The 23,612-nt window shown below is 41.9% G+C and carries 21 protein-coding genes; 13 read left to right on the forward strand and 8 right to left on the reverse strand.

The window, feature by feature from the left end; genetic code table 11:
- Positions 1-34: 34 nt before the first annotated feature.
- Positions 35-964, reverse strand: a complete 930-nt coding sequence (gene fba / locus CDO33_RS15990) for a class II fructose-1,6-bisphosphate aldolase (protein ID WP_103082299.1) — start codon at positions 962-964, stop codon at positions 35-37.
- A 417-nt stretch (positions 965-1,381) separates the two neighbouring features.
- Between fba and CDO33_RS15995 the strand changes: the two genes are divergently transcribed.
- Complete coding sequence (locus tag CDO33_RS15995) at positions 1,382-2,629, forward strand: 6-phosphofructokinase (protein ID WP_103082300.1); 1,248 nt, start codon at positions 1,382-1,384, stop codon at positions 2,627-2,629.
- 49 nt (positions 2,630-2,678) lie between these two features.
- Here the strand turns inward: CDO33_RS15995 and CDO33_RS16000 are convergent, their stop codons facing one another.
- The 3 genes from CDO33_RS16000 to CDO33_RS16010 all read right to left on the reverse strand — a co-directional run bounded on the left by CDO33_RS16000 (position 2,679) and on the right by CDO33_RS16010 (position 4,857).
- Positions 2,679-3,152, reverse strand: a complete 474-nt coding sequence (locus CDO33_RS16000) for a zinc ribbon domain-containing protein (RefSeq protein WP_103082301.1) — start codon at positions 3,150-3,152, stop codon at positions 2,679-2,681.
- A 288-nt stretch (positions 3,153-3,440) separates the two neighbouring features.
- A complete protein-coding gene (locus CDO33_RS16005) occupies positions 3,441-4,013 on the reverse strand; it encodes a DUF4825 domain-containing protein (protein ID WP_161496559.1) in 573 nt (190 codons plus the stop codon).
- Positions 4,014-4,452: 439 nt separating this feature from the next.
- Entirely contained in the window at positions 4,453-4,857 is a 405-nt protein-coding gene (locus CDO33_RS16010; RefSeq protein WP_242973932.1) for a hypothetical protein, read from the reverse strand.
- A 589-nt stretch (positions 4,858-5,446) separates the two neighbouring features.
- Here CDO33_RS16010 and CDO33_RS16015 point away from each other — a divergent pair.
- From CDO33_RS16015 to CDO33_RS16060, 10 genes are all read left to right on the forward strand, one after another.
- Positions 5,447-6,520: a mannose-1-phosphate guanylyltransferase gene (locus CDO33_RS16015; protein WP_103082303.1), complete on the forward strand. Its 1,074-nt coding sequence runs from the start codon at positions 5,447-5,449 to the stop codon at positions 6,518-6,520.
- Positions 6,521-6,548: 28 nt separating this feature from the next.
- Entirely contained in the window at positions 6,549-7,472 is a 924-nt protein-coding gene (locus tag CDO33_RS16020) for an O-fucosyltransferase family protein (RefSeq protein WP_103082304.1), read from the forward strand.
- 19 nt (positions 7,473-7,491) lie between these two features.
- Complete coding sequence (locus CDO33_RS16025; RefSeq protein WP_103082305.1) at positions 7,492-8,457, forward strand: thiamine pyrophosphate-dependent dehydrogenase E1 component subunit alpha; 966 nt, start codon at positions 7,492-7,494, stop codon at positions 8,455-8,457.
- 73 nt (positions 8,458-8,530) lie between these two features.
- Positions 8,531-9,574 carry an alpha-ketoacid dehydrogenase subunit beta gene (locus tag CDO33_RS16030; protein ID WP_103082306.1) on the forward strand — a complete coding sequence of 348 codons (1,044 nt, stop codon included), beginning with the start codon at positions 8,531-8,533 and terminating at the stop codon, positions 9,572-9,574.
- Positions 9,575-9,587: 13 nt separating this feature from the next.
- Positions 9,588-10,637: an NAD-dependent epimerase/dehydratase family protein gene (locus tag CDO33_RS16035; RefSeq protein ID WP_103082307.1), complete on the forward strand. Its 1,050-nt coding sequence runs from the start codon at positions 9,588-9,590 to the stop codon at positions 10,635-10,637.
- A gap of 128 nt (positions 10,638-10,765) precedes the next feature.
- Positions 10,766-11,947, forward strand: coding sequence for an O-fucosyltransferase family protein (locus tag CDO33_RS16040; RefSeq protein ID WP_103082308.1), 1,182 nt, complete (start codon positions 10,766-10,768; stop codon positions 11,945-11,947).
- Positions 11,937-13,028 (forward strand): O-fucosyltransferase family protein, encoded by a 1,092-nt coding sequence (locus tag CDO33_RS16045; RefSeq protein ID WP_103082309.1) that lies wholly within the window; start codon positions 11,937-11,939, stop codon positions 13,026-13,028. The genes CDO33_RS16040 and CDO33_RS16045 overlap by 11 nt, the downstream gene beginning before the upstream one ends.
- The gene (locus tag CDO33_RS16050) at positions 12,988-13,947 is read left to right on the forward strand and encodes an O-fucosyltransferase family protein (protein WP_103082310.1); all 960 of its coding nucleotides are present in this window, start codon (positions 12,988-12,990) and stop codon (positions 13,945-13,947) included. The genes CDO33_RS16045 and CDO33_RS16050 overlap by 41 nt, the downstream gene beginning before the upstream one ends.
- Positions 13,948-13,980: 33 nt before the next feature.
- Positions 13,981-14,913 (forward strand): phosphotransferase family protein, encoded by a 933-nt coding sequence (locus CDO33_RS16055; RefSeq protein WP_103082311.1) that lies wholly within the window; start codon positions 13,981-13,983, stop codon positions 14,911-14,913.
- Positions 14,914-14,978: 65 nt separating this feature from the next.
- Positions 14,979-15,431 (forward strand): DivIVA domain-containing protein, encoded by a 453-nt coding sequence (locus CDO33_RS16060; protein WP_103082312.1) that lies wholly within the window; start codon positions 14,979-14,981, stop codon positions 15,429-15,431.
- Positions 15,432-15,608: 177 nt separating this feature from the next.
- On the opposite strand, the gene CDO33_RS16065 is transcribed toward CDO33_RS16060, so the two are convergent.
- Positions 15,609-16,553, reverse strand: coding sequence for a GDP-L-fucose synthase family protein (locus CDO33_RS16065; protein ID WP_103082313.1), 945 nt, complete (start codon positions 16,551-16,553; stop codon positions 15,609-15,611).
- 274 nt (positions 16,554-16,827) lie between these two features.
- On the opposite strand from CDO33_RS16065, the gene CDO33_RS16070 reads away from it, so the two are divergent.
- The gene (locus CDO33_RS16070; RefSeq protein WP_207655289.1) at positions 16,828-18,192 is read left to right on the forward strand and encodes a DDE-type integrase/transposase/recombinase; all 1,365 of its coding nucleotides are present in this window, start codon (positions 16,828-16,830) and stop codon (positions 18,190-18,192) included.
- 287 nt (positions 18,193-18,479) lie between these two features.
- On the opposite strand, the gene gmd is transcribed toward CDO33_RS16070, so the two are convergent.
- A complete protein-coding gene (gene gmd / locus CDO33_RS16075) occupies positions 18,480-19,535 on the reverse strand; it encodes a GDP-mannose 4,6-dehydratase (RefSeq protein ID WP_103079661.1) in 1,056 nt (351 codons plus the stop codon).
- 356 nt (positions 19,536-19,891) lie between these two features.
- Here gmd and CDO33_RS16080 point away from each other — a divergent pair, with 356 nt between their 5' ends.
- Positions 19,892-21,760, forward strand: coding sequence for a DNRLRE domain-containing protein (locus CDO33_RS16080; RefSeq protein ID WP_103079662.1), 1,869 nt, complete (start codon positions 19,892-19,894; stop codon positions 21,758-21,760).
- 87 nt (positions 21,761-21,847) lie between these two features.
- On the opposite strand, the gene CDO33_RS16085 is transcribed toward CDO33_RS16080, so the two are convergent.
- Both CDO33_RS16085 and CDO33_RS16090 read right to left on the reverse strand, forming a co-directional pair.
- Positions 21,848-22,561: a histidine phosphatase family protein gene (locus CDO33_RS16085; RefSeq protein ID WP_103079663.1), complete on the reverse strand. Its 714-nt coding sequence runs from the start codon at positions 22,559-22,561 to the stop codon at positions 21,848-21,850.
- Positions 22,562-22,746: 185 nt separating this feature from the next.
- A complete protein-coding gene (locus CDO33_RS16090) occupies positions 22,747-23,592 on the reverse strand; it encodes a GNAT family N-acetyltransferase (RefSeq protein ID WP_103079664.1) in 846 nt (281 codons plus the stop codon).
- Positions 23,593-23,612 lie beyond the last annotated feature (20 nt).

Here is a 23,612-nt window from a genome sequence, read left to right on the forward strand (position 1 = left end):
ATTTAACTTGTTGTCTCTTCTTTAATTAATCCTATTAGGCTTTTCCGTCGCAGCCCAATACATTGACTATCTTCTTCTTAACAAGCTCTTTTATTGCCAATCTTGCAGGTCCGAGATACTGTCTTGGGTCAAAGTGGGACGGATTCTCAGCAAAATACTTCCTGATAGTACCGGTCATTGCAAGCCTTAAGTCTGAGTCAATGTTTATCTTACATACTGCCATTGAAGCAGCTTTTCTCAACATATCCTCAGGAACTCCTTTTGCACCGGGCATATCTCCGCCGTATTTGTTTATCATTTCAACAAATTCAGGAATAACCGATGATGCTCCGTGGAGAACTATCGGGAAACCAGGAAGTCTCTTCTGAACTTCTTCCAGGATATCAAATCTCAGCTTAGCCTCACCCTTGAATTTGTATGCGCCATGGCTGGTTCCTATAGCAATTGCCAGGGAGTCAACTCCTGTCTTTGCAACGAACTCCTCAACCTGATCCGGATCTGTGAATGCTGCATCTTTTTCGGACACATTTACAGCATCCTCGATACCTGCCAGTCTTCCAAGCTCACCCTCAACAACAACACCCTTTTCATGGGCATAGTCTACAACCTGCTTGGTTAATTTGATATTCTCTTCAAAAGGAAGATGGGAACCATCGATCATAACCGATGTAAAGCCACCGTCTATACATGATTTGCACAGTTCAAAACTATCACCGTGGTCGAGATGAACAGCTATCGGAAGGCCGGTTTCAATCTCAGCAGCCTCTATAAGTTTCATCAAGTATGTATGATTGGCATACTTTCTTGCTCCTGCAGATACCTGAAGAATCAGTGGGGCATTAACTTCTTTGGCAGCTTCTGTGATACCTTGGATTATTTCCATGTTGTTAACGTTGAATGCACCAATGGCATAGCCGCCTTCATAAGCCTTTTTGAACATTTCTTTTGTTGTAACTATTGGCATAATATCCACTCCTTTATAAATTTGTAGTTATAACCTCTATGGCACCATTCTTTCAGCATATGTATTTAACAACGTGATAGAATGTGAAAAACAGCACCTTGTGAAGATTTTATCATTATAATTTTATCAGATTTAATTCTAAAATCAAGGTTTAAATTACCAGCACAATGCCATTATACTTCAAAAGTGCTACCATATTTATATTTCCAGTCTCGGAATTTTTTATACGAAGCAGTGAAATACAGAATTGCTTTTTAGAATTCATTATGTTATATTTTATTGTGATTGTGTTGATAAAACACTTACATATTGCACAGTATATAATAAAGTCTTCTAAAAGGTCTGATGAAGGCTTTATTGATGTAAGGAGATATTATTTCCTACTATATAATAAATTTTCTTAAGGAGGATTTAGAAATGGCTGAATTAAAAGGCGCTTGTATTTTCGGTCAATCCGGAGGACCGACTTCCGTGATAAACGCCAGCGCTGCAGGTGTTATACAGGAAGCATTAAAGCAAGACTGCATCACTCATGTATACGGAGCCGCTCACGGAATAAGAGGTATTCTGGAAGAGAACTTTTATGATATGAGCAAGGAAGATCCCTATGAATTGGATTTGTTGAAAACAACTCCATCCTCTGCTCTGGGTTCTGTTCGTTATAAGCTTAAGAATGCCGACGAAGATGAAACTGATTACAAGAGGCTTCTTGAAGTATTCAAGAAATACAACATCCGCTATTTCTTCTATAACGGCGGAAATGACTCAATGGATACCTGCAACAAGGTTAGCAAGTACATGCAGAAGGTTGGCTATGAATGCAGGGTAATGGGAGTTCCCAAGACCATAGATAACGACCTGTGGGGAACTGACCACTGCCCCGGCTATGGTAGCGCAGCCAAGTATGTAGCAACTTCTACAATGGAAGTATATCACGATGCCAGAGTTTATGATAAAGGCATGATAATAGTTCTTGAAATAATGGGAAGAAACGCAGGATGGCTCACTGCCGCATCAGCAATAGCTGCATACAAGGGTGCAGGTCCTGACCTCATCTACCTGCCTGAAGTACCTTTTGATATGGACAAGTTTATCGAGGATGCTTCAGCCCTTTATAAGAAAAATGGCAATGTAATAGTTGCAGTTTCAGAGGGCATCAAGGATAAGAATGGCAAATACATATCCGAATACGGTTCGGATCTGGCAAAAACAAAAGATGCTTTCGGTCATGCTCAGCTTGGCGGCCTGGCTTCAACACTGGCCAACATTCTGAAGGAAAAGACCGGTGCAAAGGTTCGTGCCATCGAATTCAGCCTTCTTCAGAGATGTGCTGCCCACCTCGGCTCACTGACCGACGTTAATGAAGCTTACCTGGCAGGTCAGATGGCAGTTAGGTATGCAGTAGAAGGCAAGACAGACTACATGGTAGCTTTTGAAAGAGCTGAAGGTCCTGAATACAAATGCAACATTAAGCTTGTAAACCTCACCGATGTTGCAAATACAGAGAAGAAAGTGCCTCTGGAATGGATCAAAAAAGATGGAACCGGGCTTACAGAAGATTTTATCAAATACGCCCTGCCTCTGATCCAAGGCGAATCCAGACCTCCTATGGAGGATGGAGTGCCAAGGTTTGCTAAGCTTAAGAAAGTATTGGCAACTAAATAATACAAGGCAATCACATAAATAAAAGAGGAGTGGAATCACTCCTCTTTTATTATTCATCATCTTCTTCGGTATCGTTATCCATCTCATCCTCGGCATCATCTTCATCTTCATATTCCGATGCCGTTTCGGATTCTTCCTCTTCTTCATCCCTGTTGACTTTTTCAGTTTCCACTTTTTTACCGCATTTCGGGCAGTATGCGTAATCCTCGTCTATTTCTGCAGAACAGCCGCTGCATCTTTTCAGGTTTTTAATTTCCAGTATTTTCAGCTTCATGTCCTCAATATCCATCTCTGCCCGGGCTATCTCCTCGCACATTTCAGCCAGCTCTGCATCCACGGCTTCTCCCTGTTTGTAGCTTTCATAAACTTCCCTGCCCATTTCAAACATAAGGGATTTAATTTTCTGTTCTTCCGAATTTATTGCCATGTTGATTTTTGAAATCTCAATGAGGTCACTGGATGCTTTTAATGCCGACAATGTGGCATCTCTGACTTTTTTTCGCATATTATCGATAATTTCCATACAAACACTCCTTCCTATAATTTGCCTGTCCGACTCACATATATTATACGTCAAATTTCAACATAAGTTTCAAAAAATATAATGCCAAATTCAAAATATACAATTGTGTTGTTCTGCTATTTCGCAATTTTTGAACAGGCCTGCAAATCAGGTAGAAAACTTTGGAATTGCATGCAAATCACTCTGAAATGATTTTTTATGATAAAAATAAGTTTGAGCTATTCACAACTCCATATTTTTATCCCCTTTGAAATAAAACCTTACGTCCGATTACTGTTAAAACACGATCTATTCGTCAAGACCCATAATATGCTCATAAGTAATGATATCCATTACATCCGGGTCCCATTGCAGGTCAGCAATTATCTTTGACATATCCGATAAAAAAACTTCTTCAGTTTTCCCCAAAGAGTTTATATCCATATTTAGGACCTGTTCCGCCTGTTCTCTGGTAATTGGAACCCCACCGTAACAGTAATCCGCCTGAACCAGATTAATCTCCACGGCATTAAGATTATCCAACAGAGCAAAAAGTATCACAGCGTCTGCCATCTTTTTCGTGTGATTAACTTTATACTGCTGACCTGCTGTAAGATTCATTTGATAATCAATCCTTAAGCTATCTTTATTTTCAGTTATAGACTCAATTCGGAATACTGGCAGTTCTTTAGCATATTGTAATTGACCAACCAACTCCTGCATTTTGTTCGAATCACTTAGAGAAGTATTCCTGTAAGTATAAAGTAAGCCAAAATCATAAGGAGTATTGATTTCTCCATCTTCTTCCTTTAGAGTAGTTTCTTCCTTTTGAGCAGTTTCTTCATTTTGAGTCACAGTAGAAACATTCTGATCTTTATCCAAAGTGACCTCGTCTGACCGTGAACAGGAAGTAACTAAAAAGGCAGTTGATATCATGAGTATCAGTATAGATATGATTGAATAACCTCTCTTTTTATGCATCAGGCTCACCCTTAATCAATATTTTTAACTGATTATTTCCGATTACTTCAGCGTTGAACCTCAATTTATAAATCACTTGTTTATGAGTATCAATCCTATGACGCAAAATATTGAGCCCAACACTATGCTTAATCCAAATCCTTCCTTAAAAATTTCAGCATAAGTTTCGGAAAAATAAGCTAAAAAAACATTATAATCCTGAACTCCGGTATGCTTTGAATATATTGGAAACTGCTTGAAATCATTTTGGATACCACCGTATCAAATGTAAGAGTATCATCATTGGTCAGGATAAATACACCACTATCCTCCAATGGGCTTTCCAAGCTTCCTTCCAGTTTTAAGAGGTGTTCATAGGGTTTTTTTCCAAGCTTTCCGCACTGGACTCAAATATATAGTAGTAACCATCCCTATAGAACAAATCCGTAGAAAAATAGCTTAACTCATCACTGGCATAGAATTTCACAATTCGTATCGATACATCGTTCCCCCGGGAAGAATCCGTTAAGAATTGATCCCATAAACTCTCGTTGGCAACAAAATTATAATATCCCTTAACAAAATATCCGTCTTTTTGTGCCATTTCAGGCGTATAGTCCGACGGCATATCGTTAAAGCCTTCATAATTGCCTTCACTATCGAAAGAAAACTCCAAGGAAGAGTTTATATTTTCTTTTTTATTACACCCTGCAAAGAGAATCATAATGCAAATCAAACATGCTACCATCGAGGCCAATATTTTCATAATCAGCCCTCCCCTACCCCTTTCTTTATGTAAGGCATCCACTCCTTCATGTGTCTTCCCTGTTCAATCATTTATTATAATTGCAAGCCCGGCCAACTACATGCTTGTTCCTGAGATGCCCGGAAATTTAAAATATGCATTCCAGCTTGCCTATCTTGTCTGTGCTGCTTCTCTACGCTGGAAAATCCTTGTATCATCTTGTATCATAATATACATTTTATAGCGCTATTGCCTTCCAATCAATATAACACATATACAAATGTTTACTTGATTTTTTATCAACTCTTTGTCCCGCCAGACAATGTGAGCCGGCATGGACTGCTCCATTTTGCTCTACAGGCAAATGTCTTCTGAGTCCAGACGCTGTTTTCCTTGGGATTTTGATATAAACATCAACCGTTTCAGAGATAATTTTGAGGCTCAATCATCGTATCCTTCGGATTTTACCGCTTATATGAGCGCTCCATAGGAACCTTATCGAACTTATTTACATAATATAAACTAAAGTCGTTGTCTCAGGATGGTCCTGTATTGGCACACTTAACAATTAATACTTATTGAAGAATGTATGATGAAGGAGTGCAAAAATATGCAAAAATATGCAGTGCTCATGGCAGGTGGTTCGGGAACAAGGCTTTGGCCCCTTTCAAAGGAAGCCAGTCCGAAACAGTTTATTCTCGTAGAGGATGACAGTTCCATGCTGGTTCAAACCATTAAACGGCTATGCAAGGTTGTTCAACCGGAGCAATGCTATATTGTAACAAGCCGGCTATTGGCGGATATTACAAAAAAGGCAGTGAGCGGATACATTCCGGAAGATAATGTCCTGTCGGAACCGGAGAGGAAAAACACTGCCGCATGCATTGCTTTTGCAACACTTTTGTTGCAGAAAAAGTGCAAGGAAGGGGTTCTATGCTTTGTACCGGCCGATGGATATGTAAAGGATACGGAAGGATATGCAGAAGCTTTGCAGTTAGCATTCGACACCGCCGAACGGACCAACGGTCTTGTTGTAATCGGAGTCAAACCTGCCTATCCTGCAGACGGATATGGTTATATACATGTTGAACCCGTAACTGATGCCGGTGTCAAAACATCACGAGTTCTGAATTTTATTGAGAAACCGCCCCTGGAAGTTGCCCAAGAGCTTGTTCGCTCCGAAGATTACTTATGGAACTGTGGGATTGTGGTGGGCACAATGTATGCCATTATACGGAATATAAAGGAACACATTCCCGAGCATTACCATAAGCTCTCGGAAGCATTGGATAAAGATGAAAACCAAGCATCCGCCCTCTTTGAGAAAGCCTACCACGATATCCAAAGCATCTCCTTTGACAACGGAGTTCTTGAAAAATGTGCCCAATCCCTGTATGCCGTAAGGGCATCCTTTGATTGGGATGATATCGGCAGCATCGATGCTTTGGCAAAAACTCTGGAAGCGGATTCCGAAGGCAATCGGGTAAAGGGACGCCATATCGGAATTAATACAGCCAACTCCATAATTTACGCGAAAGATATCGCCATTTGCACAATAGACATCGATAACTTGATTATTGCCGGCACAAAAGACGAAGTGCTGGTTTGCCCCAGGGATAAATCCCAGAAGATTAAAATTCTAGTGGATAAATTAAAGCAGCAGGGCCATGAGGATCTCCTCTGAGGACCAAAGCATACATGGGGGAGATCGAATGAGCAGAACAAAATTCTTATTAATAAGAGAAATCGGTGCAGGATTATGGAACGAGATGCACCATGTTCTAACCCAGCTGCTTGCTGCGGAAATCATGCAGAGGATTCCTGTGGTTTACTGGGGTAAAGGCAGCTTATATGCCTCATCCGATGATTCTAACGCCTTTGAACAGTTTTTTGAGCCAATATCCAGCTATAGCGTGCAGGATCTGGCAAAGAAGGAGTTTTCTTTTCACCCGCAAAGGTGGAACAGTGGAAATATCCTCATGCCCGTATCGGGATTTTCCGAAAATGACGAACATTTGACAATGAACCCTTTGGAGGAATGTGAAGCGGATGTCTGTGTCCGGGATATTTATATCGACATGGGAAAAATCATCCCTTTGATACCGGAATGGCATCCGCTCTTCGGGCTAAAGCGAAGGGATTTATTTTACCACCTGATATGCAAATACATCCGCCTAAAAGAAGAAGTCCAAGCATTTATCGATGATTTTTACAATGAGAATATGAAGGGTACCCCTTTGTTGGCAGTGCATATCAGAAGCAGCGATAAAATCGTGGAGGTACAGCATCTGCATGAGTTAAATGAGCAGTATCCAAAGGAAATAGATAAGGTCCTTCAGGCAAATCCGGGTATACGGATATTTTTGATGACCGACTGCATTGAAATACTGGAAGAGTACAAGAAAAGGTATGGACATCTCATAATCCATACCAATTGCAGAAGGGTCCCCAGGAACGGTCAGGGTGTGCACTTCCAGGAATATCCGGATAACAAGCTGAAGGGTTTTGAAATAATCAGGGACGCATGGCTTGCTGCAAAATGTGACTTCTTTATAGGCAACGGATATTCCAATGTGTCATTAGGCATTTATGAGTTAAAGAATTGGGAGAAGGAAAGGATCAAGCTTTTATATTGACTGAAAGGAGGAAGTATATATGGAAAAAAGTAAATTGATCGAAATGTACAGAACCATGCGGCTTATCCGCTTGATTGAACAGAGGATCAATGATGAATACAAGTATGATGAAATCAAAACGCCCATCCATCTATCCATAGGACAGGAAGCAGTCGCAGCGGGTGTTTGCATACACTTAAGAAAAGATGATTACATTTTCGGTACCCACAGAAGCCATTCCCAATATATCGCAAAAGGCGGAGATATCAAAAAAATGATCGCAGAATTATATCTGAGGAAAACAGGATGCGCTTATGGAAGAGGCGGGTCAATGCATCTTGTTGACCCGGATGTGGGTATACTCGGGTCTTCCGCTATTGTTGGCGGCAGTATTCCGTTGGGCACCGGTACGGCTCTGGCATCCAAGCTTCTCAACAACGACAGGGTAACTGTTGTCTTTTTTGGTGACGGTGCCGTTGATGAAGGTACATTTCACGAAAGCCTGAACTTTGCTGCGCTGAAAAAGCTGCCTGTAGTATATGTGTGTGAAAACAATTTTTATGCCATCAACTCCCACCAGCTGGCACGGCAGGTCGGGGACAATATTTACAAATGGGCGCAAAATTATGGAATGCCTGGCTATCAGATTGACGGAAACGATGTATTGGAAGTTTCCGATTATGCTGAAAAAGCCATTTCCCGATGCCGAAACGGTGAAGGTCCCACCCTGATTGAATGCCTGACCTACAGGTGGAAAGGGCATATCGGAACGGTGGACGATGTAGGAGAAGGCTACAGGCCGAAAGAGGAATACGACTACTGGATTTCCAAATGCCCGATAAAACGCTTCACGGAATACCTTAAAAATATGGGAGTTTTGACTGACGAGCTCATTAAAAACATCGATCAGGAAATATATGATTTGATAGAAGAAGCATTCTGTTTTGCGCAGAACTCTCCAAAGCCCTCCCCCGATGAACTGCTGAATTTCGTATATGCAGACTAGAAATGAGGAGTAAGAGCAGGATATCGAGGGATGAGAATAATGTGCACTGTCTATTGGAAAGGAGGAAATTTATATGCCGTGGACGACAGTTCAAGTAGAAAAACTGGATAACTTTTTCATAAAAGGCGATTCTACGGGTGATCGCGTGCTCACCTATAGGGAAGCGCTGCATGAGGCTTTTGACCAATCGCTGGCAAGGGATCCGAAAGTGTTCATCATGGGTGAAGGTGTGGACGATGTTGCCGGCGTTTTTGGAACCACCAAGGGGTTGAAGGAGAAGTATGGTGAAAACAGGGTATTCGATACTCCTATATCGGAAAATTCATTGACAGGGATAGCTGCCGGTGCTGCCATGGCAGGCTTGAGGCCTATATTCATTCATGCGAGAATGGATTTCCTGCTGCTTTCCCTGGATCAATTGGTGAATCACGCATCCAAATGGTGTTATATGTTCGGAGGAAAGGTAAAGGTTCCCATGGTAGTAAGAACTATCAGCGCCAGGGGATGGGGATCCGGAGCACAGCATTCCCAGTGTATCCAAGGTATGCTCATGAATGTCCCCGGTTTGAAAATCGTTGCCCCTGCCACCCCCTACGATGCCAAAGGACTGATGGTATCCTCCATTATCGACAACAGTCCGGTTCTGTTTGTGGAGCATCGATGGCTGCATAAAACAACGGGACATGTTCCCGAAGAGCTCTATTCCATTCCCATCGGCAAGGGTGTGATCCGTCGGAAGGGAGAAGATATCACCATTGTTGCCGTGTCCTATATGCTTGTGGAGGCATTGAAGGCTGCTGAAAAGCTCCAGGAATCAGGCATATCCGCTGAGGTTGTAGATCCCCGGACATTGAAGCCCCTTGATGAGGAGATTCTGTTGGAATCCGTTGCAAAAACCGGAAGGCTGCTGATTGCCGACACCGGATGCAAAACTGGCAGCGTAGCTTCGGAAATAGCTGCTGTTGCGGCTGAAAAAGCATTCCACCTGCTGAAAAAGCCTATCAAACGGGTATGCTGTCCGGATACTCCAACGCCCACCAGTGATGTGCTGGAAAAAGCTTATTATCCTACTGCAGAGGATATTTTCAACGAAGCAGTAAAATTAGTAAAAGAATGAAAAGAGGATGATTATGGATAGGTTTATTGAGCAAGATTGCCTAGAGTACATTGAAAAAATCGATCTGACCCCGTTAAGGGGTAAAACTGTTTATATTACAGGAGCTAACGGGCTTATTGGTACGTATGTTATTTATATGCTTCATCTTGCCAATATCATCAAAAACGCCGGGATCAACATTGTCGCTGTCAGCAAGAGCCCTCCCGGCAGCCACCTTAAAGACATTTTCAAGGATCGTTATACATTTTATTCGGCGGACCTTATCCGCCCGGATTGCAATTGCTTCGAAGAGAAGGCTGATTATATCATTCATGGAGCCACCTATGCCCAGCCGAAAAAATTTATTCAAAACTACATGGAAACCATTCATCTGAATACAACAGTAACCGAAAGGCTGCTGAAAAAAGCAAAGAACGATGGTGCCACCCTGTTGTTCTTAAGCTCTTCGGAAGTATATGGCAATCCCGATGAGGAGCATGTTCCCACCGGGGAGGATTACCCCGGCTTATGTTCTCCTGTGGATGTTCGGGCAATCTACTCCGAGTCGAAGCGCATGGGTGAAACCTTGTGCTTTGCCTATAGGAATTTTGAAGGGGTCAACGCAAAAATCGCCCGCATTTCTATGACCTATGGACCCGGTATCGGATTGAAGGATGAAAGGGTCCTTGCTCATTTTTTGCGGCAGGCCTTGTATGAAAAAAAGATTACCATGCTGGATGACGGAAGCAAGATCAGAACATTCTGCTACATCGCCGACTGTGTATTGATGCTGCTTTATATAATGCTCTACGGGAAAGATTTTGTATATAACGTGGGAGGAAAAGACAGCATCAGCATTCGTTCCCTGGCGGAAGAAATATGTATGCTGACCGGAAGCACCCTGTCCCAGGAGATCGCATACAAGGAAAACCTGCAGAACGTCAAGGTTTCCCCTAAGCTGGTTAAGCTCGATATTACAAAAGTGATCACCGAATTTTCCCTACCGCCCTTCAAGCCTTTCCGGGAAGGCTTGATCCGCACCATCGAATGGAACAAGGCAGTTAACGGGTTATCAGGCTTTTAATCTAAAGCCTGAAACCCCTCCCTACCCGGGACCTTTATCTTTCCATAACCTTGCACACAAAATAGAGGGTATACATAATATAAACTTGAAGAAAAGAATAAATGGAAAAATTGTGAGGTGAACCTTACATGGCAGGTGACAGATTCCTTTTAATTAAGCCTTGGAGTTACAGGTTATGGTCTGATGTGGAACATGTCCTGGGTCAGCTTTTAATAGCCGAGATCACCAACCGTATTCCTGTTATCTATTGGCCGACCCACTGTCTGCATAATGGATTTATTCATACAAACGGATTTGAACTGTATTTTGAACCTGTATCCAACTATAGCATTTTTGATTTAACCAAGCCCGAATACACCTTCTATCCACCCGTCTGGGATGCAGACAATCTGCTGGTGGAAGATACTTGTAAGGATACCTGGATGTACAGAAGCATCGGCGATCTTATAAGCAGTGACGCTAATGTGGTCATCGGGGATGTATATTTTTCGATATCAGAAATCATTCCTTTCGTCAAGAAGGATAATGCAGCATACGGAATGACAGCCACAGAGATTTATCGTTACCTTTACAATAAATATATAAGACTCAAAAGGGACATTCTTATGGAGGTGCAGGGATTTTACCAGTCATGGCTCAAGGACGGGCATCCCCTGCTGGCAGTACATGTTCGTAGGGAAGAAGACGACAAGATCATCGACGTAAGAAAAGACATAGTAGATGAGCACTACTGGAGGAGAAACAGCAGAAAATATGGTACAAAGAATGCAAAGAAACAGAAAATAAAATACCGGTTTAGAGGAAAGGCGAAAATATTGAAAGCCAATACCCAATATCATTCTGAAATCCAAAAGCTGATAAACAAGTATGCGATTAAGAAGATATTCCTTCTCACCGACAGTGAGGAAGCGGTGGAAGAATACCGGAACATGTATGGTGATATGGTTGTGTATACAGACTGCAAGCGATTATCCGGCAGCGACCCGTCATACTACATGGAAAATCCCATGGTGAAAAGAAGACGAGGCATAGAGTCGATTAAGGACGCATATCTGGCCGCTCAGTGCGACTTTTTTATAGGAAACGATTTTTCAAGCCTGTCCCGGGCAATATCCCGGATAAAAGACTGGCCGGATGGAAATGTCAAGCTTCTTTTCCGACAAAGGGAAAAACGCAAATACCCCGTCAATGTAAAAATGATTGTGTCAAATGAAAAGAAAATGTTCCAGTCCTTTGTGAAGTTTATGGAAAAGCTCTACAACAAAATAAAGAAAAAACTGCACATTGGGGGTGACGAAAATGACAGCTGATCGATTTCTGCTTATAAAAAGCTGGGGTTGCGGTTTCTGGTCAGACGTAGACCATGTGATGGGACAGCTGCTGGCTGCTGAACTGACCAACCGGATTCCTGTCGTTTATTGGGGAACAAACAGCTTGTATTCCGAATCATTTAAAGGTAATGCTTTTGAGTTATATTTTGAGCCAGTATCCAATTACACAGTGGAAGAATTGATCCAGCCTGGTTTTACTTATTATCCGCCTATCTGGAATGAAAAAAACCTCAAGGTAGAGGATTTGGATAAAGTAGCCTGGGCTTACCGGAACCTGGGCGATATGATGAATAGCAATGCCAATGTGGTGGTCAGTGATACCCACTATTTCATCCGCCCAATTATCCATTACATTCCTAAGAGCCACTGGGCTTACGGAATGACTGCCCACCAGATATACCGATGCCTGTTTGATAAATATATCAGGCTGAAGCCTGATATCCAGGAAGAAATACAGGAGTTTTATGATGAACACATGAAAGAGTTCCATCCGCTGCTAGGGGTCCACATCCGTGGCGGCGACAAGGTAAAAGAAGTAGAAAACTTGTCGCACTTGAACAAAAAGTATCATCAAACAATACAAAACTTTATTAATAAGTATGATATCAAGAAAATCCTATTGTTGACAGACTGCGAGGATATTCTCACCGACTTTCAAAAGAGGTATGGTCAGATGGTGGTCTTTACCGATTGTAAAAGGGGACAGCTCAATGACACGAAAAACGCTCCCCATCTTACCAGCTATTCTGAAAGAAGGCGTAAAGGGATAGAGATCATCAAGGATACCTACCTGGCATCCATGTGTGACTTTTTTATTGGCAATGGGTATTCCAACGTATCATACACAGTAAAACGCCTGAAGGATTGGCCGGACACCAATATTGTCCTTTTTTACAGAGATCTGAAGCATGAAATGAAGTTGGCTAAAAAGCGTGTGAAAGCAGACCGGAAGAGAAGAAAATCGGAAAGAATTCGCCACAGATCAGAATATCCTGAATTATACGGAGGTGTGAATACGTATGCAGACGAACCGATATCTATTGATAAAATCATTGGGTAAAAGCATTTGGGCCGATGTGGATCATGTTATGTGCCAACTTCTTGCAGCAGAATTGACCAACCGGATTCCGGTCGTGTACTGGGGTATGGAAAGCCTGTATAGTGAGTCCATAGCTACAAATGCATTCGAGTTTTTTTTCGAACCGGTTTCCGCACTTACGGTCAATGATATTGTCCGTCCGGGATATTCTTTTTATCCGCCTACATGGAATATAGAGAAAATTCTTGCAGAAGACAGTGACAGGTTTAAAATGGAATACCGGGATTTGAAAAGCCTGATGAAAAGTGACGCCAATATCGTTGTCAGTGACATTTATTATCCCTTAAGCTCCATATTGGCATGGACCAACAGGTCGCATTGGTCTTACGGAAAAACTCCTTATCAGGTTTACCGGTGTCTTTTTGATAAATATCTGAAGCCAAAGCCTGAAGTGAAACGGGAAATCAAAAAATATATCAATACGACCCCCGATTTCAGGGATGAAAAGCCGATACTCGGAATTCACTGCCGTTCCAATGCTATTGTGAATGAAGTAGCACAGCTTTATGATTTGAATGAGCTGTATAAGCCTTATATCTGGCACTATATTGTACGGTACAACGTCAGACATATATTTTTGATAACCGACTCCAATAAAATACTGAAAGAATACAAAAAGCTGTACGGCGTGAATGGAATGCTTTTATATAGCGACAGCAAAAAACGTCCCCTAAAAGAGCGGATACCCACTTACCTTCAGGACTACCCGAACAAAAGGCACAAAGGCGTAGAACTCATCAAGGATACCATTGAGGTCATAAAGGATACGTACCTGGCTGCACAATGCGACTTTTTCATAGGAAACGGTTATTCAAACCTGTCCAATACGGTGATGAGGCTTAAGGATTGGCCTGAAACCAATATAAAACTATTATATTAAAAGGTTATTTCCAATGGAGAGGAGGAATAATTTTTGAATTCCAATGAACTCAAATACATGGAATTGATAAAGAGCAGATACCCCCAGCTGGATCTGTCAAAAATTGAATTTAATAAAACCGATGGCAGTTATAGCGATGTCGCTATTGTAAATAATGAGGCGGTGTTTAAATTTGCAAGGTATGACTGGAGCGCTACCTACCTGAGAAACGAAGCGGACGTGATCCGCTTCATCCAGGATTTTGTTGATTTGCCTTTACCGGATGTGGAGCTTGTTGATCAAAACGTAACCAAGCGTCGTTTTATCAAGGGTTCGCCTTTATATAGAAACCTTTTGTTGAAATCGGATTATCAGACACAGGATGCCATTGCCAAGCAGATTGCGACTTTTTTACATCAATTGCATACCATCCCGGTAAAAAAAGCACAACATGCAAACATCGGCTATTCTCAAATGAACCGTACACAGGAAGAATGGCTGGCCGAACTGGAAACCATGCAAAGAAAGATATTACATTACTGCACAGACTATGTAAAAGAGTATTTGCGGCAGATTATACAGCCTGTCATTGACAACGAAAAATTTTTTGATTTCCAGTCCGTGCTTATTCACGGAGATTTAACGCCTAACCATATACTGTTTGACAAATCGTCCCGAAAAGTCAGCGGCATTATAGGCTTCAGCAATGCAGGATTTGGCGATCCTGCCTATGATATAGGAATGCTTATAGATCATCTGGGAGAGAATTTTGTCAAACGGATGAGCAGATACTATCCAATTTCTCCTGCATGCTTGGATAGAGCCAGATTTTATGCTTATATCAGCAATTTTATGTGGTTCAGGGATGTATGCGACATGATTTCAACACGGGATTTTTCGCGTTTTCAAATTCCAGCAAAGGATCGGGACATTTTCCCTTTGGGGACATTAACCACGGCATTCGAAATTAAAGCGTCAAAAAAATGAATTGTGATATCCCGCTCAGTTCCTGAATAAAATTGTTACAGGAATATGTGTTGGGAGATGGTCGTGTGAATTACACCTCTACTGATTTAAGCCGCCTCACATTCAAGAAAGCACTTTTTGATGGGTACAACAAAAAGCAGGTAGACAGCCTGCTTGCAAAAGTCATTGAAGACTATACGGAAATGAGCAACAGCATTCATGATCTGAAAAGCCAGATATCCGCTCTGAATGAGACAGTGCAGCATTACAAGGTACTTGAAGAATCCCTGCAGCATTCCATCCTGGTTGCACAACATACTGCCGAGCAAATCAAGGCAAATGCATGCGACAAGGCAAAAAACATCGTGGAAGAAGCAGAGGTAAAAGCACAAAAAATCATCGAAAATGCTACCAATGAGGCCCGTAAACTTCAAGCAAAATATGAAGGGCTTAAAAATGAAGTATATACATTCAAAACAAAATCGGAGGCATTGCTCCAGGCTCAGATGGATGTTCTCAAGCAATTGTTTGCCGAATAAAAGAGTATTAAAAAAAGAAACAGGGGGACGGATTTTTTATATGTTCCACTTGCATTATACAGTAGAAACATGAAAACTGTTTATTGCAAGAAGGAACATATTTTTATGGCATGGAAATTAAATGCCGTTTGATATCCCCCTGTACTGACTGTGCCAAAGCTACTTCCCTTTTCCTTCCTATACCTGGGAGTTATTCTTCAGCATGTTTACGTAATATTCGTATTCCCTCTTGATTCCTTCCCTTATATCCATTTTTGGCTTCCAACCGGTGGCTGAAATCTTGGAATTGTCCAAAACTCTCCGAGGCGTTCCATCGGGTTTTGTGGTATCAAATACAATTTCACCCTGAAAACCTACAACATCCCGAATAATCTCAGCAAGCTCCCTTATGCTGATTTCCCTTCCGGAACCGATATTTATAAGCTCACTGCTTTCATAGTTCTGCATCAGATAAAGACATGCTTCGGCCATGTCATCCACATATAGAAATTCTCTAAGAGGCTTGCCCGTACCCCACAATTCAACGAAAGGCCGGTTTTCAAGCTTCGCTTTGTGGAATTTTATCATCATGGACGGGATAACATGGGAGTTGTATTCATCAAACCTGTCATTGATGCCGTATAGGTTGGCAGGCATTACCGAAATATAACGGGTGCCATATTGCTTGTTGTAAGACTGGCACATTTTGATACCCGATATTTTAGCCAGGGCGTAAGCTTCATTGGTAGGTTCCAGCGGGCCGGTAAGCAGGTATTCTTCTTTAATCGGTTGTGGGCATAATTTCGGATAAATGCATGCACTTCCAAGGAACATCAGCTTTTTCACTTTATTCTTAAAAGCGCTGCGAATCACATTGCATTCAATGAGCATGTTCTCCATGATGAAATCCGCAGGGTAAGTATCGTTTGCATGAATTCCTCCTACTTTTGCGGCAGCCAGAAACACATATTCCGGTTTTTCCTCTTCAAAGAATTTTTCGCATTCTGCCTGATTGGTTAAATCCAGTTCCTTATGTGTCCTCCGGATAATGTTCTCATATCCGTTTTGCTGAAGGCATCTGACAATGGCTGAACCAACCATTCCGGTATGTCCAGCCACATATATCCTACTGTTTTTTTCCATATAACCCCCTCCTTAATCCAATTGGTAGTGTCAAAAGTTTTGATATGCTTTTGACCTCTAACCCTTGGTTTTACTTGCTTTTATATTATTAAGGGTTTTACCCTCATTTAACTGGAAATTAAGAATGTATAGAAAGGCAAAGGTACTTGCCCTTTTTTTGGTATAATGTTGTTGCTGGACAACCCCCAAAGAAAGGAGTTAAGTACCTTTGAACAACATTATAACAGTTTTACTACTATACATTCAAATACAAGCTAAAATTATCATTTACCTCATGTGTGCACTCTTTAGTAAAGGATCCGTCCGCAAGTACTACGATGAGCCTGTTAGGAAGCCTTACCGCAAGCTTGTGGTGGATACCATGCCGATTATTGAGACACTTGAGAAGCTTGATTATAAGCAGCTTATTTCAAATCATCTCAAGGAAACCGGTAAGCTTATAACCCCTATTACAAGGAGAAAAGCTTCTACAGTCCCTGATACTATGGCCTGCCCAAGATGTGGAGCTCCTCATGAATACCTTTACGACAATACCGGTGGTAAAGGCCAGTACTTATGCAAAGTCTGCAAGTGCACTTTCAACAAGAAAAACCGTTACCTAAAAAATCTCATCTTCCTCTGCCCCCACTGTGGAAGGACACTGGAACTTAAGAAAGAGCGTAAGGACTTCAACGTACATAAGTGCACCAACTCCAAGTGCCCCTATTACCTTGACAGGCTCAATTCCATGTCCGAGGAAGACAAGCAGCGCTACAAGTCTTCTCCACATGATTTCAAGCTCCATTACATCTACAGGGAGTTTGATATTGACTTTGAGCCTTTGGTAAGAAAGCCTTCCCAGCCTCCGAGTGTAGATATATCAAGGCTTTATGTCTCTCCTCACGTCCTGGGGCTGATACTTACATACCATGTCAATTTTGGCCTTTCTACCCGGATGACAGCTGCCCTTATGCGTGAAGTACATGGTGTAAGTGTTTCTCATCAGTCGGTATCAAATTATGCCGATGCTGTTGCCACAAACATTAAACCCTTCATTGACAACTACAAGTATGATCTCTCAGATTCCATCTGCGGGGATGAGACGTACATAAAGGTTCTGGGCAAATGGCATTACGTATTCTTTATATTCGACGCAGTAAAGAAGATTATCCTCTCATACCCCGTCTCTGCCAACCGTGATGTTAAAGCTGCAATTTATGCTCTTGACGAAGCATTGTCCAAGTTCGATAAGCTTCCTGAGGATCTTACCCTGATCTTTGACGGGAACCCTATTTACATGCTTGCTCAACACTATTTCGCCCAGTACGGCATCCACTTTGACATAAAGCAGGTAATCGGTCTTACCAACGACGACCCTATCTCCGAAGAATACAGGCCTTTAAAGCAGATCATCGAAAGGTTAAACCGCACCTTCAAGGGAAACTACAGACCCACCAACGGTTTTAACAACTATGCAGGTTCAGTATCCTTCCTTACACTGTTTGTAGCCTACTTCAACTTCCTAAGGCCTCATTCCTCTCTGGAAGGCAGGGTGCCGGTGGTCTTAGAAGAGCTCAAAGACCGGCCTAATATGCCTGCCAGGTGGGTTACACTCATTAAAATGTCCCAAGAATACATCAAAGCCCAACAATCTGCTTAAGGAACGAAATTCATCCTCTTATTTTTGTAGCATAGCATAGCAAAACAGTCGCCGCCGAACCTGTGGAGTTTGTGGGTAACCCGCTGATTTGAGGGGTGTGGGTAACTTGTGTGATAAAGTGTTGGCAACACGCTTTTCGTTGCCAATGCTTTATCCACTTGTTATCCATGCCTCGGGCGGGTTATCCATCAAATCCACAGGTATTATATTCCCATGGTTTTTCTTGTTGCTTATTTGGTTTCCAATGTGCATATTTGGTAAATACTCTCATTTCTGGCGTCAAAATTTTATTCTTTCATAGAACTTTTGACACTACCATCCAATTTTACTCCCGCAGCCTCAAGATCGCTTTTCACCATCATAGCAACCAATTCTTCAAAGGACACCCTGGGTTTCCAGCCCAGCTTGTTTTTTGCCTTCGTGGGATCTCCCAAAAGCAAATCTACTTCTGCTGGCCTGAAAAACTCACTGCTCACCCTGACCAGTTCCCTACCGGTATCCTTATCAACACCCTTTTCATCCAGACCTTTTCCTGTCCAGATCAGGTTGATCCCGACATTCCTGAATGCCAGTTCGCAGAATTCCCTTACTGTATGTGTTTCTCCGGTTGCAACCACATAGTCGTCGGGTCTGTCTTGCTGGAGTATCATCCACATGGCTTCTACGTAATCTCCTGCATATCCCCAATCCCTTTTTGCATCCAGATTGCCGAGGTACAAACACTCGGAGTTTCCCTTCAGAATGTCGGCAATTCCGGTGGTAATTTTCCTGGTAACAAAATTTTTCCCTCTTCTGGGGGATTCGTGATTAAAGAGAATTCCGTTGCAAGCAAATAAATTATAAGATTCTCTATAGTTTACCGTTATCCAGTATGCATACAGCTTACTTACTGCGTAAGGGCTTCTCGGGTAAAAAGGTGTGTTTTCATTCTGCGGTATCTCCCTTACCTTCCCAAACAGTTCGCTGGAGGAAGCCTGGTAAAATTTAATGTCCGGGTTCACGTCCCGGATGGCATCTAACAACATGACTGTTCCGATAGCATTTACATCTGCAGTAAATTTCGGCATATCAAAAGAAACTTTCACATGGCTTTGTGCTGCCAGATTATACACCTCGGTGGGTTCAATCTTATACAGCAATCTACTCAGGCTGCCTGCATCGGTCATATCACCATAATGCAAAGTCACCCTTTTCGGCTCATCGAGCAGGTGGCGGATCCTTTCTGTATTATCTGTACTGTTTCTTCTGATAAGTCCATGAACTTCATATCCTTTTTCCAATAAAAATTCCGCCAGATAAGAACCATCCTGTCCGGTGATTCCTGTAATTAACGCTTTGCTCATTCGCATACCCTCCTATGGTATAAATGATTCTCTTTTTTTGCTTCCGTTCCATTTCTAAATGCTCTGCTACAAGCCTGGGCATGTAAGATAGTTTAAAACTGGCCTTGATACAATAATATGCAAACAGATTATGTAATGTTACATTCACATAACTCAAAGGAAGTGATAGCAAATCAGAACCCGTTAAGAATGATAACAGAGTATGCAACATTCTATGAAACAGTGAATATGATTTATATATATGGTAAAACGGAAGTATGGCCTGATTCGGCAGAAAAGGCCTACTCCCCTTTACCGTTGCATTTTTATAAAAGATGAAATATCTACTCTAAGAAAAAGAAAGGATGTGACTATTTATGCCGACAGTATCGGTTGGTATTCCCGATACAACGTTTGTATCTTCTTCTCAACCGACACAGAATTTTTCGTTTTACCCACTGATGTATGTGGGTAATGAGCCATCTTTTTCAGATTCTATCGGCCTAATGGAAATCGATTTGTCATCTATACCGGTAACCAATGTCGATAGTGCTGTGCTGCAACTGGCCGTAATTGTGAAAACCGGTACAGAGTCAAGCCCTATCGTTGTAAACAGAGTGACCAGTCCGTTTGATGCCAGCACTGTAACTTATAATACTCTGCCATCCTTTACGCCCACAGCTTCACAAATAAATGTGGAAACATCGGATCTGTATACGATTGTGGAAATTGATATCACAGAGCTTGTGAACCAATGGCTCAACGGAACTTATCCCAATTTCGGAATAGCATTGACCAATCCTGATGGGGTAACCTTAGTTCAGTTTGCTACAAATAATATAGTATATGAACCATATTTCCCGAGGCTGGTGATCACCTATTCGGATACTCCGACTCCTCCTTCGGATAACCCCTATGGGTATATCTATAACACCGGCAATCAGACGGTTGCAGTAAATGATTCCATTGCTTTTAGCAACAATGGTGCTTTGCTTGGGATCAGCCATGATACGAACACTGCTCCTATTATCATTGAGACTCCTGGAGTCTATGCAGTCTGGTATACTGTAACCGGAGCAGAGGCTAATCAATTTACTCTGTACCAGAACAACAATCCTGTACCAGGAAGCACTTATGGAACCAGCACGACTAATAACGGTTATACCGGAATGGTTATAATTAATGCAGCCGCTGGCGATCAAATAACCCTGAGGAATCATACCAGCGCTGGCCCGGTTACCCTTGATAATGCAGCAGGAGGAACAGAAACCGGAGTTAGTGCTTCCATCATGATTTTAAGAATTGGTGCACCTGTATCTACTGATCCACAGCTTGATGCTGTAAACAATGCCCAGGATATCACGCAAATGCGGGCAGCAATTACCGATCCTGCCCTTGGTTTGAATCTTGATGGCTTTAATTCCCTGAGTACGGCAGCCCAGGATATAGTGCTGCAATCCTTGTTGACAAACCGTCCTGATTTGGGATATCCATCGGTGTCCAGCTTGCAGGAAGCCCTGGACATGGCGGTAAATGAAGTGGTGGATCCCGAAAACATCCGTGTAAGAGCTGGTAGTGTGGGAGGAAACGGAAGCATCGCACACCCCTTTGGAACCATTACCGAAGGTATTAATGCGGTAGTCCCCGGTGGAACAGTTCATATAGAAGCCGGAACTTATCCCATTACAACCCAGATCAACCTGAACAAAGCAGGAGTAACCCTGCTCGGCGAACCGGGTGCGGAGCTAATCCTGCAGGGAGACTTCATTGCCATGTTGATTACGGGCAGCGGCGCAACCGTTCAGGGATTAACCATGACCAGCGATGTTCCTTATCCTAAAGAATTTATCCAAATAGGCGCACCTAATGTAAGGCTTATCGGAAATACCATTTTCGGACCTACGCAGCCACCGCCAATGGATAACTGGGTTGTGAACAGGGCTGTTGTATCGCAGGTAAATACCGTAAACGTTCTTTTAGAAGAAAATACCTTCTACTCCCTGAGAACCGGAATGTATATCAATCCAGGTACAACCGGCGCCATCAATAACAACGTTGTTTATAACACGAAAGGCGGATTCCTTGTGGATGGAGCACTTACTACATTCTTCGGGAACTCCTGGGGAACGCCTCCCAATGAATTCGATATTGTTCTCCTAGCCGGAACTACAATGGGACCGCCGTATGATAACCTTGCACAATTATCTCAGGATAATGACAATGCAACCATCTCAGACCAGAGATAATCGATATCGGGTTGCCCTATCCACTAGGGCAACCCGCTTTTTTGCTCTTTAGCACATATTTTGCCGGAATTATTCAAGAACAGAAGGTTAAATTTTTACTCTATTGCAGAATTCCAGCGGCAAACCATCAGCATACAGGTGTGATGTATCGGAAAGCGTCAAACAATATGGTGCAGTTATACCGTTCTCCGTGTTCATAAATTCAAGAATAGTAACCGATGAATGATTTAAACCAAAAGAAGACCAGAATATAATGGGATGAATGGCAAGAAGATATGAAATCCATACACTGCCAAAACCGCTATGACAAAATACCGCTACTCTCTCATCACTAGGACGAAGAATTCTATACAGAGTTCCTTCCCGTTTGTATCCCAGCATTTCTGTAAATTTATCGGACTCTCGTTGTATTCTTGCATACCCTTCACGGGCTTTTGTACGGCAAAAAGGATCTGCCTCATACCAACGCTCACCCAAAGCAAGAACCTCCGGAGCTTTGTATCTTACCTTTGGCACATTAAAACTCCATTCAATCTTGTCACCGAAGCTTTCATCGTTACATGCAAATTCTTGCCATGCCAAAGATTCACTGGTCCACTCAGCTACTTCCGGCTTTATTTTCAGCAAATCACATGTGGGCTGTGCCGTTTGTCTGGCACGTATCATAGGTGAAACAAAAATTCTGTCAAGGCCATGTACCGCCAATCTTTTGGCCAGCGCCTTTGCTTGTAAAATCCCCTTTTCAGTTAGTGAATCGGGATTGTATATGGGATCGCCGTGGCGTATTATATATAAGAGCATTCAGCTTACTCCTTTTCTAAAGATGGATAAATATTTTGTTCTAGTTAATTTTGCTTTCATAAATTCAAAGAGTTTTTGAACGGTAGTCTTACCTAAGTTTGATTGTATCAGCTTTTACGAAATATGACAACCTTAATGGCTAAATACTGCTTTCTCCATGATACTTAATGATTGCAGTTATTAATTTAAGTGTTACCCGGTGATATTTCCGCTCTGACGGAACTGCAAATTTTTTTCATTCCGGCTCTTTCATAGAATCTTTGTGCTCTTTTATTCTTATCTCCCGAGCATAAAGATGGTGGATTTTCAGAATCATGAAGTATTGAATGAAAAGCCTTTAAAAGCATTACATTTCCAAATCCACGATTTTGATATTCTTTTTTTACTGCCACATACTCGATACTGCCATCGTTATGGCTATACAACCCCACTGCCTTATCTCCATTGAAAAAAACTTCACAGCGCGCTTTATCTCTTGATTGTAATGATTTATTTATCCAGTCTTTTTCTCTTGCAAAAGAACCGGGAGCATCCAAAAAAGGGGTGAATGCTGATTCCAATATATCAATACAGTCATCCAGCATTTCAACAGAATATAACTTACTGGATAAGCCTTTTAAGTCAAGTTCTTTATTTATTGCATTGCGTGGCATGATGTATTCTGAAAAATAATAAGGCTCCCCTGCAATAGGCAATAGCTTAAATAGCTCATCACATTGCACGTTGCCATGTATTTGAGAGTACCAAAGCATAATCCTGTTCTTTTTATTTGCTTCACAAATTTGATTTATCATTTTCGCCAAAGCTTGAAATTCTGTATTTTCAGGAGCATTTTCAAAAATCAGCTTGAAGCGCAATGAATTACCGTATACAAACGCTTTTATGATACCATGATTTCCAGTTTGCCCTTCCAAAGCTAATTTGTAAAGCGTAGCGTAATTGCTTGCATTATATAGATGTGTATCTCGTTCAATTAATTCTAGTAAGATATTATCATGATCCGAATCATCTGTAATATCAGTTATTTTCATCGATATCCCCCTACAGTACT

Source organism: Clostridium thermosuccinogenes (assembly GCF_002896855.1).
In the GTDB taxonomy this organism is placed as follows: Bacteria; Bacillota; Clostridia; order Acetivibrionales; family DSM-5807; genus Pseudoclostridium; species Pseudoclostridium thermosuccinogenes.